The 14,431-nt window shown below is 67.0% G+C and carries 13 protein-coding genes; 8 read left to right on the top strand and 5 right to left on the bottom strand.

All coding sequences use genetic code 11. The features are described 5' to 3' along the window. The first annotated feature begins 56 nt into the window (after positions 1-56). From SB4_RS11340 to SB4_RS11310, 7 genes are all read left to right on the top strand, one after another. Positions 57-653 carry a ribonuclease HII gene (locus SB4_RS11340; protein WP_058752648.1) on the top strand — a complete coding sequence of 199 codons (597 nt, stop codon included), beginning with the start codon at positions 57-59 and terminating at the stop codon, positions 651-653. Positions 654-899: 246 nt separating this feature from the next. Continuing rightward, on the top strand, positions 900-2,006 hold the full coding sequence (locus tag SB4_RS11335) for a site-specific DNA-methyltransferase (protein WP_170171289.1): 1,107 nt from the start codon (positions 900-902) through the stop codon (positions 2,004-2,006). A gap of 150 nt (positions 2,007-2,156) precedes the next feature. Beyond that, positions 2,157-3,212 (top strand): dihydropteroate synthase, encoded by a 1,056-nt coding sequence (folP, locus tag SB4_RS11330; protein WP_058752647.1) that lies wholly within the window; start codon positions 2,157-2,159, stop codon positions 3,210-3,212. A gap of 39 nt (positions 3,213-3,251) precedes the next feature. Further along, positions 3,252-4,013, top strand: coding sequence for an exonuclease domain-containing protein (locus tag SB4_RS11325; protein ID WP_042485340.1), 762 nt, complete (start codon positions 3,252-3,254; stop codon positions 4,011-4,013). 65 nt (positions 4,014-4,078) lie between these two features. Beyond that, complete coding sequence (locus SB4_RS11320; protein WP_058752646.1) at positions 4,079-5,593, top strand: sensor histidine kinase; 1,515 nt, start codon at positions 4,079-4,081, stop codon at positions 5,591-5,593. After that, the gene (locus SB4_RS11315; protein ID WP_058717856.1) at positions 5,594-6,037 is read left to right on the top strand and encodes a response regulator; all 444 of its coding nucleotides are present in this window, start codon (positions 5,594-5,596) and stop codon (positions 6,035-6,037) included. Between the two features lie 10 nt (positions 6,038-6,047). Then, positions 6,048-7,082 carry a sensor histidine kinase gene (locus tag SB4_RS11310; protein ID WP_082670125.1) on the top strand — a complete coding sequence of 345 codons (1,035 nt, stop codon included), beginning with the start codon at positions 6,048-6,050 and terminating at the stop codon, positions 7,080-7,082. A 137-nt stretch (positions 7,083-7,219) separates the two neighbouring features. On the opposite strand, the gene SB4_RS11305 is transcribed toward SB4_RS11310, so the two are convergent. Then, positions 7,220-7,981 (bottom strand): class I SAM-dependent methyltransferase, encoded by a 762-nt coding sequence (locus tag SB4_RS11305; protein ID WP_153006185.1) that lies wholly within the window; start codon positions 7,979-7,981, stop codon positions 7,220-7,222. A 62-nt stretch (positions 7,982-8,043) separates the two neighbouring features. Then, positions 8,044-10,536 (bottom strand): DNA topoisomerase (ATP-hydrolyzing) subunit B, encoded by a 2,493-nt coding sequence (gene gyrB, locus SB4_RS11300; RefSeq protein WP_058752645.1) that lies wholly within the window; start codon positions 10,534-10,536, stop codon positions 8,044-8,046. A 195-nt stretch (positions 10,537-10,731) separates the two neighbouring features. On the opposite strand from gyrB, the gene SB4_RS11295 reads away from it, so the two are divergent. Next, the gene (locus tag SB4_RS11295) at positions 10,732-11,115 is read left to right on the top strand and encodes a hypothetical protein (RefSeq protein WP_241488593.1); all 384 of its coding nucleotides are present in this window, start codon (positions 10,732-10,734) and stop codon (positions 11,113-11,115) included. Positions 11,116-11,357: 242 nt separating this feature from the next. Here the strand turns inward: SB4_RS11295 and recF are convergent, their stop codons facing one another. The 3 genes from recF to SB4_RS11280 all read right to left on the bottom strand — a co-directional run bounded on the left by recF (position 11,358) and on the right by SB4_RS11280 (position 14,423). Beyond that, positions 11,358-12,401 carry a DNA replication/repair protein RecF gene (recF, locus tag SB4_RS11290; RefSeq protein ID WP_058752643.1) on the bottom strand — a complete coding sequence of 348 codons (1,044 nt, stop codon included), beginning with the start codon at positions 12,399-12,401 and terminating at the stop codon, positions 11,358-11,360. 152 nt (positions 12,402-12,553) lie between these two features. Next, on the bottom strand, positions 12,554-13,669 hold the full coding sequence (gene dnaN, locus SB4_RS11285) for a DNA polymerase III subunit beta (protein ID WP_058732598.1): 1,116 nt from the start codon (positions 13,667-13,669) through the stop codon (positions 12,554-12,556). A gap of 151 nt (positions 13,670-13,820) precedes the next feature. After that, the gene (locus SB4_RS11280) at positions 13,821-14,423 is read right to left on the bottom strand and encodes an outer membrane protein (RefSeq protein WP_241488594.1); all 603 of its coding nucleotides are present in this window, start codon (positions 14,421-14,423) and stop codon (positions 13,821-13,823) included. Positions 14,424-14,431: the final 8 nt, after the last annotated feature.

Raw genomic sequence — 14,431 nt, 5'->3', positions numbered from 1 at the left:
CCGTACCGGGGAGGATGATCTTCCCTTCCCCGCCACCCCACGATAGAGCCCGCCCCATGGTCGATCACAGCTTTCCCGCACCCTTATGCGGCGTGGACGAGGCGGGGCGCGGGCCGCTGGCCGGGCCGGTAGTGGCGGCCGCCGTCATCCTCCCCGCCCAGGGCATCCCCGTGGGCATCAACGATTCCAAGAAGCTGACCGAAAAGACCCGCGCGCGGCTCTGCGCCGAGATCCGCGCCTGTGCCGTGGTCGGCATCGGCGTGGTCGAGCCTGAGGAAATCGACCGGCTCAATATCTATTGGGCGACGATGAAGGCCATGACGCTGGCAGTCGACGCGGTGGTCGAGACCCTGGGCCAGCATCCCGCCCATGTGCTGGTCGACGGGAACAAGCTGCCCCAATGGGATTATCGCGCCACCGCGATCGTCGGCGGCGATGCCAAGTCGCTGGCGATCGGCGCGGCCTCGATCGTGGCCAAGCATGTCCGCGACGACATGATGATCGCGGCGGCCGAAACCTATCCGGCCTATGGCTGGCATTCGAACAAGGGCTATGGCTCGGCCGTGCACCTGGCCGCGCTGCGCGAACATGGGCCCACGCCGCTCCACCGGCGCAGCTTTGCCCCCGTGGCGCAATGCTATCTCGACCTCTGATCCGCGACTCGGGCCGCGTTGTGCGAATTTAGGGTCGAGGCGAGTCACCGCCGCCACACCCCCACTCCCTGGGGGGCGAAGTTATCCACAGCCCCAATATCTGCCACACGCCTGCAACACTGGGCCGAATCTGGCGGATTCGCGCGAGTCGCGACGGCGAATCGCCTCTTGACGACCGACTCATTCCGGGTGGATGCGGGGGTTCGAGGGTAGAAGGGACGGGTTACGATGGGGGTCATCCAAACGATGACACGGCCGGTATCGGCGCACCGCGAGAGCGACCTGCCGCTGAACCAGATCCTGATGGGCGACTGTATCGCGGCACTCCGCTCGCTGCCCGACAAGTCAGTCGACATGGTCTTCGCCGACCCGCCCTATAACCTCCAGCTCGGCGGCGAGCTGTTCCGCCCCGATGGCAGCCATGTCGATGCCGTCACCGACGCCTGGGACAAGTTCGACACCTTCGCCGCCTACGACGCCTTCACCCGTGCGTGGCTCGCCGAATGTTACCGCGTCCTGAAGGACAATGGCTCGCTCTGGGTCATCGGCAGCTATCACAACATCTTCCGCGTCGGGACCGCGGTGCAGGATCTGGGCTTCTGGATCTTGAACGACATCATCTGGCGCAAGTCCAACCCCATGCCCAATTTCAAGGGCACCCGCTTCACCAACGCGCATGAAACGCTGATCTGGGCGTCGAAGGGCGAGAAGGCGAAATACACCTTCAACTATCGTTCGATGAAGACGCTGAACGACGAGATCCAGATGCGATCGGACTGGGAATTCCCGATCTGCGGCGGTCAGGAACGGCTCAAGAAGGACGGGCACAAGGTCCATCCGACCCAGAAGCCAGAGGCGTTGCTGTACCGCATCCTGCTGGCCTGCACGCGGCCGGGCGACGTGATCGCCGACCCGTTCTTCGGCACCGGCACGACCGGCGCGGTCGCCAAGCGCCTCGGCCGTCAGTGGATCGGGATCGAGCGCGAGCCGACCTATTGTGCCGCCGCGATCGAGCGGATCGAGGCCGCCCTGCCCCTCGACGAAAGCGCACTCGCGACGATGCAGAGCCCCAAGGCGCAGCCCAAGGTCGCGTTCGGGACGCTGGTCGAGAATGGCTATTTGATGCCCGGCATGCCATTGATGGACGCCAAGCGCAAATGGCGTGCGACGGTGCGGGCGGACGGCTCGCTGCTGTCCGAATGCGGGCAGGCGGGGTCGATCCACCGGCTAGGTTCGCTGCTGCAGAACCGGCCGACCTGCAATGGCTGGACCTTCTGGCATTATGAGCTGGAAGGCGCGCTGAAACCGATCGACGCGATGCGCCAGACCTGGCTGCTCGCCACGCAGCCTTGAAAACTATCCTCCCCGGCACGGGGAGGTGGCAGGCCGCAGGCCTGACGGAGGGGGGCTTCCACAAGGGACTTGCTTAGCGGCACGCCCCCTCCACCACCGCTTCGCGGCGGTCCCCCTCCCCGTGCCGGGGAGGATTTTAGGAACACGACCATGCACCTGCGCCCCGTCCAATTCGTCGACACGCCCGTCGGGCTGGAAGACGGCAGCGCCTTGCGACTGGCGGGCGGGATGCAGTGGTTCGCGGCCTATGAGGTGCGCGAAGACACAAGCCGCCGCATCGTCCCCGTCGCCCGGTTCGCGGAGGAACTGGGCGGCTTCCCCCTTGCCGAGGCGCTACACGCCGCCTTCACCACCCCCCGCACGCCCTGGGTCATGGGCCAGCGCACACTGCGCTTCGACCAGCCACAGGTCGCGGCGATCCTGAACGTCACCCCCGACAGCTTCTCCGATGGCGGCCAACATATCGGCGACCCGGTGGCCGCCGCCGACAGCGGCATGGCGATGGCGGCAATGGGCGCGGCCGTCATCGATCTGGGCGGCGAGTCCACCCGCCCCGGTGCCGCGACCGTCTGGGAAGGCGACGAGATCGCCCGCACCGCCCCCGTTGTCGAGCGACTGGCCAGGGGCGGTGCACTGGTCTCAATCGACACGCGCAAAGCCGCCGTGATGGAGGCCGCGCTGGCGGCGGGCGCAGGGATGATCAACGATGTCGCCGCGCTGCTGTGGGACGACCGCGCGCTGGAGGTGGTGGCGAAGGCAGGCTGCCCGGTCATCCTGATGCACTCCCCCGATCCCGACAAGGGCGGGCATGGCCGGGTCGGTTACGGCGATGTGCTGACTGAGGTGTTCGACTGGCTGGAGGCACGCATCGCGGCGGTCGAGGCAGCGGGAGTTCCCCGGTCGCGGATCATGGTCGATCCCGGCATCGGCTTCGGCAAGTCGCTGGCCGACAATCTGGCGCTGATCAACGGCTTGGCCATCTTCCACGGCCTGGGCTGCCCGATCATGCTGGGGGCCAGCCGCAAGCGGATGATCGGCGCACTGTCGAACGAGGCCCCGGTCGATGCGCGGCTGGGCGGATCGCTGGCACTGGCGGTCAAGGGGGCGGAGGCGGGCGTCCAGCTCATCCGCGTGCACGACGTGGCGGAAACCGTACAGGCGCTACATGTCTGGCGTGGCCTGCGCGACCGCGCGCTGATCGGATAGGCCCTCGCTTTTCGGGGCCCAAACGCCCACATAGGGGCGATGCAGCGTCCCCAGCCCCAGATTATCCGCGTCATCGACCTGGAGACCACCGGACAGGCCCCGCCGACCCACGGGGTGTGCGAGATCGGCTGGCAGGACGTGGCGCTGGGCAAGGATGGCCGCTGGGAGCTGGAGGGCGAAGGCGGCAGTATCCTGGTCAATCCGGGCCGTCCCATCCCACCGATCACCCAGGCCATCCACCATATCCTGGACGAGCAGGTCGCCGACGCGCCCTGGTGGCATGACGTCGCGCGCCGCGTGCTCGATCCCTGGCCGCGCCGCCTGGCGCTGGCGGCGCATCGTGCGGATTTCGAGCAGCAATATTGCACCCCGGCCATGACCCAGTCGGCCGACTGGATCTGCACCTGGAAATGCGCGCTGCGCCTGTGGCCCGACAGCCCCAGCTTCTCCAACCAAGTGCTGCGCTATTGGCGCAAGCCGCAGGGGTTGGTGCATGAGCGCGGCCTGCCCATCCACCGCGCCTTCCCGGACGCCTATGTCACCGCGCATCACCTGCGCGACCAGTTGAACGAGGCGAGCCTGGCGCAGCTGCTGGAATGGTCGCGCAGCCCCGGCCTGTTGCCGCGTGTCCGCTACGGCCCCGATCGCGGCAAGGACTGGCGCGAGATCGACGAGGATTCGCTGATCGGCTTCCTGTCCGACCGCGACCCCGATGTCCGCTTCACCGCCGAGACCGAGATGGCCCGGCGGCGTGGCGGCGGCCATGTCGGACGACCCAGCCCTCAGGAATTGCTGCTGTAATTGTGATCGTCATGCCGACGTAACGGCTCTGGCGTCCTCGCCTGTCCTTCGATAAGGCAAGTGGAATGCAGGGGTCGCCCACGCTCGCATCGGCCGAAAATCCGATTGGCCGTATCCTGGTCGCCGCCATGGCGATCGGCTTTCTGGCGCTGCTCGTCGCGGCGGGTGCGGCGGGCTATGTCGTGCGCCAGACGAACCGGCACAGCGACTGGGTCGTCCACACCTACCGCGTCGAAAGCACCCTGATCGAGGTCCGCCGTCTGGCCGAGCAGCAGGAGACCGCCCGGCGCGGCTACATGCTGGCGGGCACCCCGGCCTTTCTGAACAGTTTCGAGCGCGCCCATGCCGAGCTTGCCCCGCAAGTCGCCGAACTCCGCCGTCTGACCGCCGACAATCCGCGCCAGAATGCGTCGATGGCGATGGTCACGCAGCGCCTGGCCGAACTCGATGCCGCGCAGCGGCAGACCAATGCGCTGGTCCAGCAGGGCCGGGGCGCCGACGCCCTGCGCCAGTTTCGCGCCGATAGCGGTTTGCAGCGGATGCAGAAGCTGCGCCGCGTGTTCGACGCGATGGCGCGCGAGGAACGCCGCCTGCTCGCCCTGCGCGACGCCGAGCAGCTTGCCAGCCGCCAGACCTTCTCCACCGTCATGGCGATCGCCGCCTTGCTGTTCCTGGCGGTCGCGGTCGTCACCTTCCTGACCATCCGCCGCTACACCCGCGATCTCCACCGTTCGCGCAGCGCGCTCGCCGTGCTCAACGCCACGCTGGAGGATCAGGTCAAGGAGCGGACCGCCGACCTCGCCTTGGCGAACGAGGAGATTCAGCGCTTCGCCTATATCGTCAGCCACGATCTGCGCTCGCCGCTGGTCAACGTCATGGGCTTCACCGCCGAGCTGTCGGCCGCGACCCAGCCACTGGCGGAGTTGATCGACCGCGCCGAGGCCGAAGCGCCGCAGATCGTGACCGAGGAAGCGCGGCTGGCGGCGCGGGAGGACCTGCCCGAGGCGATCGGCTTCATCCGCACCTCGACCGCCAAGATGGACCGGCTGATCAACGCCATCCTGAAGCTCAGCCGCGAAGGGCGCCGTGTGCTCGCGCCCGAGATGATCGCGCTCGATCAGCTGGTCGAGCAGATCACCGATGCGATCCGCCACGTCATCGACGATCGCGGCGTCACCGTGACGATCGAACGGCCTATGCCGGTCGTCGTCAGCGACCGCATCGCGCTCGAACAGATCCTGTCCAACCTGATCGAGAATGCGACCAAATACCGCCACCCGTCGCGCCCCGCCGAGGTGCATGTCTCCGCGCAGGAGACGCCTGGCCGGGTGATCGTGGCGGTGCGCGACAATGGCCGCGGCATCGACCCGCGCGACCATCAGCGCATCTTCGACCTCTTCCGGCGTTCGGGCCAGCAGGACCAGCCCGGCGAAGGGATCGGCCTGGCGCATGTCCGTGCCCTCGCCTATCGCCTGGGCGGTACGATTTCCGTCGAATCCCAACTGGGTGAAGGCGCGACTTTCTTCGTGTCGATACCCTCCACCCTGTCCATCGCCCCTCCCCCCCAGGAAAGTGCCTGAATGAACGACCATCGCTCCGTAGGCATCGTCATGATCGAGGATGATGAGGGCCATGCCCGCCTGATCGAAAAGAATATCCGGCGCGCCGGTATCCTGAACGATATCCGCCACTTCACCGACGGGACGACCGCGCTGGAATATCTGTTCCACGCGCCCGATGGTCCGGCCAAGAGCGGTCCGGCGATGGTCCTGCTCGACCTGAACCTGCCCGACATGAGCGGCACCGACATCCTGGCGCGGATCAAGGACGAGAACAGCCCGCTACGCCGCGCGCCGGTCGTCGTGCTGACCACCACCGACGACAAGGTTGAGATCCAGCGCTGCTACGATCTGGGCTGCAACGTCTATATCACCAAGCCGGTGAACTATGAGAATTTCGCCCAGGCGATCCGCCAGCTGGGCCTGTTCCTGTCGGTGATCCAGGTGCCCGAGGTGGAGGGCTGACCGCCCCGTCATGACGACCGGCGCGGCCCCCCGCATCCTCTATATCGACGATGACGACGCGCTGCGGCGGCTGGTGTCGCGCGCGCTGGGGCGGCATGGCTATGCGGTGTCGAGCGCGGCGTCGGGGGCTGAAGGGGTCGCCATGGCGGCGCAAGGTGGCTTCGATCTGGTCGCGGTCGACCATTATATGCCCGGCATGGACGGGCTGGAGACGCTGGCCGCGATCACTGCACTGCCCGATCCGCCGCCCGTCGTCTACGTCACCGGATCGGACGAGGGCCGTGTCGCCGTCGCCGCGCTGAAGGCGGGCGCGGCCGATTATGTGGTCAAGACGGTCGGCGAGGATTTCTTCGACCTGCTCTCCGCCAGCTTCACCCAGGTGCTCGACCGCACCCGCCTGACCCGCGCCAAGGCGGCGGCCGAGGCGGAACTGCGCGCCTCCAACGCCCGGCTGGAGGCGATGCTGAGCGAGGTGAACCACCGCGTTGCCAACTCGCTGCAGCTCGTATCGGCGATGATCGGGTTGCAGAAAGGCGTGCTGACCGACGAGCGCGCCCGCGACGCGCTGGAGGATACGCAGCGCCGCATCCGCGCCATCGCCCAGGTGCACCGGCGCCTCTACACCGCCAACGACGTCGAGCAGGTCGACCTGCGCGACTATCTGGGCGCGCTGATCGAGGAGCTGGGGGAAAGCTGGTCCAGCGAGATCATGCCGCGCACCCTGACCCTGACCGCCGAACCGATCCGGGTGAAGACCGACCGCGCGGTGTCGATCGGGGTGATCGTCACCGAACTGGTCACCAATGCCTGCAAATATGCCTATCCCGACGGCAAGGGCGAGGTACGGATCGTGCTGACCCGGACCGATGACGCCTGTCTGCTGGTGGTCGAGGATGACGGGTGCGGCATGACGGCGGACCAGAAGCCGCAAGGCACCGGCCTGGGCGCAAAGCTGATCCGCGCGATGGCGCAAAGCCTTCAGACGGCGGTGGAATATGACCCGGCGCATCGCGGCGTCCGGGCGATGTTGCGGGTGCCGGTTTAACTCGAAGGCCACGCCCTACGTTCACCTCTGGCCGCTCCCCTCCCGCAAGCGGGAGGGGCTGGGGGAGGGTAGGGAGTCTCACCGAGACCAGCACTTGTGGCCCAACCCCTCTCCCTGCCGGGAGAGGGGCTTTGGAATCAAGGCTTGCGGAACTTGTAGACGAACTGATCCGTCCGCCCGCGAATGGCGGGATCGAACACATTCTTCGAATGATCGTCCTCGGGGTTACGCAGCACCTTGCTCTCGCCGACGAAGCGGAAGCCGACCGACTGGACCTGGCGCTTGACGTAATCGGGATCGATCCGATGCGTCGTGTTGGTGTTGGCCAGCCCCTTGCCTACCGTGTCGGCATGATCGATGATGACATAGATGCCGCCGGGCTTCAGCGCCTTGAACACCGCTTGGTCGAACGCGCGCAGGGCCGGTTCGCCCGCATTCTTATTGGCGACGTCATGATAATTCTGGACGGTCCAGAACAGATCGACCGGCTTGTCGGCAGCGGGCAGGTTCACGCCCTGCACCTGCGCGGTGACGTTGGCGAGGTTCCGCCCCTGAAGCGCCCCGAGCGTCCCCTCGGCATATTTCTGCGCCGCCGCAGGCCAATAGGCAAAGACATGGCCCTTCGGCCCGACGACACCCGAAAAGATGCGGGTCCAATAGCCCTTGCCCGGCAGGTAATCGATCACCGTGTCGCCCGGCTTCACGCCCGAAAAGGCGATGACGGCGGCGGCCTGGCGGCGTTCGTCGTCGCCCGCCTGGTCGGCGCGGGCCGGATCGGCGAGCGCGGCGGCGATAAAGGCCGGGACGGCCGCTGTCTTGGTCGGAGTGGCAGGCTTTTGCTGCGCCACCGCGACGGTCCCGCCCGCCACCAGCATCAGTCCCAGTGCGATCGCCTTCATGCCTGCTCTCCTCCACCGATCCATCCCCGCCCCCCGCTCGATCGGAGGGCGGGGCGTCGGGCTTACACGTCCAGATTCGCCACGTTCAGCGCATTGTCCTGGATGAATTCGCGACGCGGCTCGACCACTTCGCCCATCAACCGGCTGAACACCTCGTCCGCCGCCGCGACATCGTCCGACGTCACGCGCAGCATCGAGCGGACCGCCGGGTCGAGCGTGGTTTCCCACAACTGCTCGGCATTCATCTCGCCCAGACCCTTGTAGCGCTGGATGGCGAGGCCCTTGCGGCCCGAGGTCAGGATCGCCTCCAGCAGCTGGCTCGGTCGCGCGACGCGGGTCTCGCCGCGCGCCAGCGTCGTGGCATTGCCGTCCTCATCGGTCGGCACAACGTCCGCCGAAGGCTCGGTCGCGGCGTTACGCAGCGGCACCAGCTTGGCGGCATGGGCAAAGCTCTCCGCCTGTTCGGCGGCCAGCGTGTGCAGCTTGCGCGCCTCGGCCGAGGCGATGAAGCTGGCCTCGACGATGTGGTGATCGGTGACACCGCGCCACAGACGCTCGAAATGGACGCCGCCATCTTCCGTAAGACGCGCCGACCAGCGCGCCTCGTGATCGCCCGACTCCAGCCGGCGCGTGGTCTCGACCACCGTCGCCATGCGCTGCTCGCGGGTCAGCAAGGGATCGAGCGCCCCGGCCAGCGCCAGCACCTCGATGATCGACGCGTCATAGCGGCGCGGTACGTAGCGCATCAGCGTCCGCATCCGCCGCGCATGGTCGACCAGCGCCTTCAGGTCGTTGCCCGACCGCGCACCGCCCGCACCTTCCAGCACCATGGTGGAAACGCCCGCCTCGACCAGATATTCGTCGAGCGCGGTGTCGTCCTTAAGGTACACCTCCGACCGTCCCTTGGTCGCCTTATAAAGCGGCGGCTGGGCGATATAGAGGTGCCCGCGCTCGATCAGCTCGGGCATCTGGCGATAGAAGAAGGTCAGCAGCAGCGTGCGGATATGCGCGCCGTCGACGTCGGCGTCGGTCATGATGACGATCTTGTGGTAACGCAGCTTGTCCGCGTTGAAATCGTCGCGGCCGATGCCGGTGCCCATCGCCTGGATGAGCGTGCCGATTTCCTTGGACGAGATCATGCGGTCGAACCGCGCGCGCTCGGTGTTCAGGATCTTGCCGCGCAATGGCAGGATCGCCTGGAAATGGCGGTTGCGCCCCTGCTTGGCCGAACCACCGGCCGAGTCACCCTCGACCAGGAAGAGTTCGGACTTGGCGGGATCGCGCTCCTGGCAGTCGGCCAGCTTGCCGGGCAGCGAGGCGATGTCCATCACGCCCTTGCGCCGGGTCAGCTCGCGGGCGCGCTTGGCGGCCTCACGGGCGGCGGCGGCGTCGATCACCTTGGCGATGATCGCGCGCGCGTTCGCAGGATTTTCCTCCAGCCAGTCGGCCAGCTTGTCGGCGATCAGCGATTCCAGCGGCTGGCGCACCTCGGAGGAGACCAGCTTGTCCTTGGTCTGGCTGCTGAACTTCGGGTCGGGCAGCTTGACCGAGACGATCGCGGTCAGCCCTTCGCGCATGTCGTCGCCGGTCAGCGTGACCTTCTCCTTCTTCAGGAGGCCCGACTTGTCGGCATAATTGTTGAGCGTGCGGGTCAGCGCCGCGCGGAACGCCGCGATATGCGTGCCGCCGTCGCGTTGCGGGATGTTGTTGGTGAACGCCAGGACGTTCTCGTAATAGCTGTCGTTCCACTCCAGCGCGACGTCCATGCCGATCGCATCCCGCTGGCCATGGATGGCGATGGGCTCGGGGAAGAGCGGCGACTTGGAGCGGTCCAGCCACTTCACGAAGGCGGCAATCCCGCCCTCATAATACAGCTCGACGGTCTTGGGCTCTTCGTGCCGTGCATCGGTCAGGAACAGGCGCACGCCCGAGTTCAGGAACGCCAGTTCGCGGTAGCGATGCTCCAGCTTGGCGAAGTCGAACTCGGTGATCTTGAACGTGGCTGGCGACGGCAGGAAGGTGACGCGGGTGCCCTTCTGCCCCGGCTCGGCCTTGCCGACCACCTTGAGCGGCGCGACCGCATCGCCGTGGGCGAAGCGCATGTAGTGCTCCTCACCGTCGCGCCAGATGGTCAGGTCCAGGAATTCGGACAGCGCGTTGACCACCGATACGCCGACGCCGTGCAGACCGCCCGACACCTTGTACGCATTGTCGTCCGAGGTGTTCTCAAACTTACCGCCCGCGTGCAGCTGGGTCATGATGACCTCGGCCGCCGACACGCCTTCTTCGGGGTGGATGCCGGTCGGGATGCCGCGGCCGTTATCGGTCACGCTAACCGAGCCGTCGGCGTTCAGCTGGATATCGATGCGGTCGCAATGCCCCGCCAGCGCCTCGTCGATCGCGTTGTCCGACACCTCGAACACCATGTGGTGGAGGCCCGAGCCGTCGTCGGTGTCGCCGATATACATGCCCGGCCGCTTGCGTACCGCGTCGAGGCCCTTCAGCACCTTGATCGAGGAGGCGCCATATTCGTTCGTCTGGGGGGTATCTGCCATAGCGAGTATATAGGAATTACCCGCCCTCAGGGGAAGCGAAATGGCACGGGCGCCGCCCCTTTCGCCCGCCCTTGCGCCGGGCGGAAAAACCAGGCGGCGGCGCGTCGTTCGTGACGCCGATTTCATGGCCCGATCGGGAGCCGGACGCCCCCTTTGCGCGTATCCTGATCCCGCTTCCTGGTATCGGAGATGGCTGTGGCCGGTAAGACATTCCTCCTCCCCGTCATGCTGGCGACGCTCGCCGCCGCCCCGCTATCGGCGCAGTCGTGGCGGCAGGACTATCCCAGCTGTGATCTGACGCAACAACGCACGCTCAAGGCGCCGACCGGCGGCACGATCCGCGATCCGCGCCAGGCCCATATCGCGATGCGCGCCGACATTCTCCAGGCGGATATCGGCACCGCACGAAAGGCGCGTCGCCTGTCGCAGGCCGAGGCGCAGACGCTGTGGAATACGGTCGCGCACATCCATCACGATGCGAACCGCTTCGTGGCGAAACAGGGATTCCTGAGCGCGGCTGAGACGGCCAGCTATGACCGGGCGCTGGATGGGGTGGCGATGCGGGTCTGTCGCGGTTGATGGGCTCTGCGAGGCCCGGTTGCCCTCCCCCACCCCCTCCCGCTTGCGGGAGGGGCGTGCCTAGGTCCGGCGTCAGCTAATCATTTCGAGCGGAGCCGAACGTCGCCAGGTAACGCACCCATCTCGCAGGCGAGTTTCAGGTCAGTCATGCCCCCGGGCATGACTTAAACGATGCGGGGCATCGTTTACCTGAAACTGGAATGGGGGAGGGCGTGGTGTATCACCGAGACCAACGCCCGCCGCTAAAACTCCACCCGCGTCGCCTCTCCCGGCACATCGCTAAACAACCCAGGCTCGGTCCCGGTCATCCACACTTGCCCCCGCCCTGCCAGCCGCTCGAACAGCGCAGCGCGGCGCGACGGATCGAGATGCGCCGCCACCTCGTCCAGCAGCAGCACCGGCGGCACCTCGCGCCGTTCGGTCACCAGATCGGCATGGGCCAAGACGATTCCCAGCAGCAATGCCTTCTGCTCACCGGTCGAACACAAGGCCGCCGCCTGCCCCTTCGCCACATGAGTCACGAGCAGGTCGGCCCGGTGCGGCCCGACCAAAGTCCGCCCCGCCGCCGCATCGCGCCTGCGCCCCATGGCCAGCGCATGGGCAAAGGCACCGGGTTCGACCGCCTCCCCCTCCAGCGCCAGCGAGGCGCGCGCGAACACGCTGTCGGGCGCCTCGGCCAGCCGCTGGTCGAGCGCTGCGACGCCCGCGACCCGCGCCGCATCGATCGCCGCGCCATGCTCGACCATCCGCGCCTCCAGCGCACTCAGCCAGTCGGGATCGACCGGCCCCTCGCTGGCCAGCAGCCGGTTGCGCTCGCGCATCGCCGCGTCATAGCGGGTCGCGTGCATCCCATGCGCCGGGGCCAGCGCCATGACCAGCCGGTCGAGGAACCGCCGCCGCTCCGACGCGGGCTCGACGAACAGCCGATCCATCGCCGGGGTCAGCCACAAGACGGACAGCCAGTCGGCCAGCGCATTGGCGCTCGCACTCGCCCCCTGCACCCGCACCACCCGCCGCTCCGGTGCCGACGCCAGCGCACCGGTCGCGATCTCGACATCGCCGTCCAGCGTGGCCGCGACGCCGAAGCCGCCCTTGCCCCCCTGCCGCGCCATCGCCGACAGCGCGGCGCGGCGCAGGCCACGACCGGGTGCGAGCAGCGACACCGCCTCCAGGACGTTGGTCTTCCCTGCGCCGTTTTCGCCGGTCAGCACGACGAACCCCGCACTCGGGAAGAGCGCGAGGTCGGCGTGATTGCGGAAATCGGTGAGGACCAGGCGGGTGAGCATTGTGTCCGCCTTAGAACATCCTCCCCGGCACGGGGAGGGGGACCACCGCAAAGCGGTGGTGGAGGGGGCGTGCCACGACGGCCAACCTATGAGGAAGCCCCCCTCCGTCAGCGCTGGCGCGCTGCCACCTCCCCGTACCGGGGAGGATTACGTCACACCCGCATCGGCATCAGCACGTACAGCGCGGGTGCCTTGTCATTCTCGCGGATCAGGGTCGGCGCGGCGGCGTCGGCCAGGTGGACTTCCACCAGATCGCTGTCGATCTGCGCCAGGATGTCGAGCAGGTAACGGCTGTTGAAGCCGATCTCGAAGCCCAGCGCGGTATATTCGCCCGGCACTTCTTCCGACGCGGTGCCGTTCTCGGGGCTGGTCACCGAAAGGGTGATCCGGTCGCGGTCCAGCGCCATCTTCACCGCGCGGGTCTTTTCCGTCGCGATGGTCGAGACGCGGTCGACGCCCTGCATGAACGCCTTGGGGTCCAGCTTCAGGATCTTGTCGTTCGCGGTCGGGATGACGCGGCTGTAATCGGGGAAGGTGCCGTCGATCAGCTTGGAGGTCAGGATCGCCTGGCCCAGGTCGAAGCGGATCTTGGTGCCCGACAGCGACACGCCGACCGAACCGTCCACCTCGTCGAGCAGCTTGCGCAGCTCGGCCACGCATTTCCGCGGCACGATCACGTCGGGCATGTCCTCGGCACCGCTCGGACGCTCGATGGTGACGCGCGCCAGACGGTGGCCGTCGGTGGCGGCGGCCTTCAGCACCGGCTGGCCATTATCCTCGGCGACGTGCAGGAAGATACCGTTGAGATAATAACGCGTCTCTTCGGTCGAGATGGCGAAGCGCGTCTTGTCGATGATCTGCTTGAGCAGTTCCACCGAAAGCTCGAACTGGGTCGGCAGCTCGCCCTCGGCGATCACCGGGAAGTCGTCGCGCGGCAGCGTGCCGAGCGAAAAGCGCGCGCGGCCCGCCACGATGGTCATGCGACCTTCCGCCGCCGTCAGCTGCACCTGCGCACCTTCGGGCAGCTTGCGCGCGATGTCGAATAGCGTGTGCGCCGACACGGTGGTCGAGCCGGGCTGATCCACCGCCGCCGCGACGCTGTCATTGATCTGCAGGTCCAGGTCGGTCGCCATCATGCGCAACTGGCCCTCGGCCGTCGCCTCCAGCAGCACGTTGGAGAGGATCGGAATCGTGTTCCGCCGCTCCACCACCGACTGGACATGGCTCAACCCCTTGAGCAGCGTTGCGCGTTCGATCGTCGCCTTCATTTCCTGATCCCCCGCCGGAACGACCGCATGGTCCCCGAGTCCGAATGATAAATGGCCTTGGTTCCTACCCGCTAAGAAGGGGCCGGAGCAAGGCTCCGACCCCTCGAACATTGGTAGTAAAACCACCGTTAATGTGGAAAAGAATCTGCGATCAGAAGCGCAGACCCAGGCCCGCCATCAGCTGGTGCCGGGTCGGATTGATGCCGACACCGTCCATTTCGTCATAGCGCGAATAGCGATACTCGCCCTTCACGAAGGTGTTGGGGCTGATCGCATATTCGAGGCCCGCGCCCAGGCGATAGCCGCCGACTTCCTGCGAATTGACGGTGGTGACGCCCGCCGTGGTGTAGCGAGCATCGAACTTGGCGTTGGTGTAACCGGCCTTCAGATAGCCCATCGCGACCGGCGAGATGATATAGCCGACCCGCGCACCGGCATAGAGGTCGCGGCCCGCGCCCAGGCGGAACTCGTCACCGGGCACACGGATGCCGTTGCTGCGCGTGTCCGAGCTGCTCCCTGAGATTTCACCCTCGGCGCCCAGCACCACCGGGCCCGCCGGAATGTCGTAACCGATCGCCGCGCCATAGAGCACGCCGTCGCTCTTACTCTTGTCCTGTCCCTGGCGATCGTTGAGGCTGTCATAACCGATCAGGCCCTCGATTCGCAGGCCGGTAAAGGGCTGCGCGGTCTGGGCGGCGGCGGGCCCGGTGGTGCTGGGCGCCGAGGGTGAAATCTCAGGGAGCAGCTCGGACACGCGCAGCA

The sequence above is a fragment of the Sphingomonas sanguinis genome (assembly GCF_001476905.1).
Lineage (GTDB): Bacteria > Pseudomonadota > Alphaproteobacteria > Sphingomonadales > Sphingomonadaceae > Sphingomonas > Sphingomonas sanguinis_B.
This window is presented reverse-complemented; position numbering and strand designations above follow the sequence as displayed.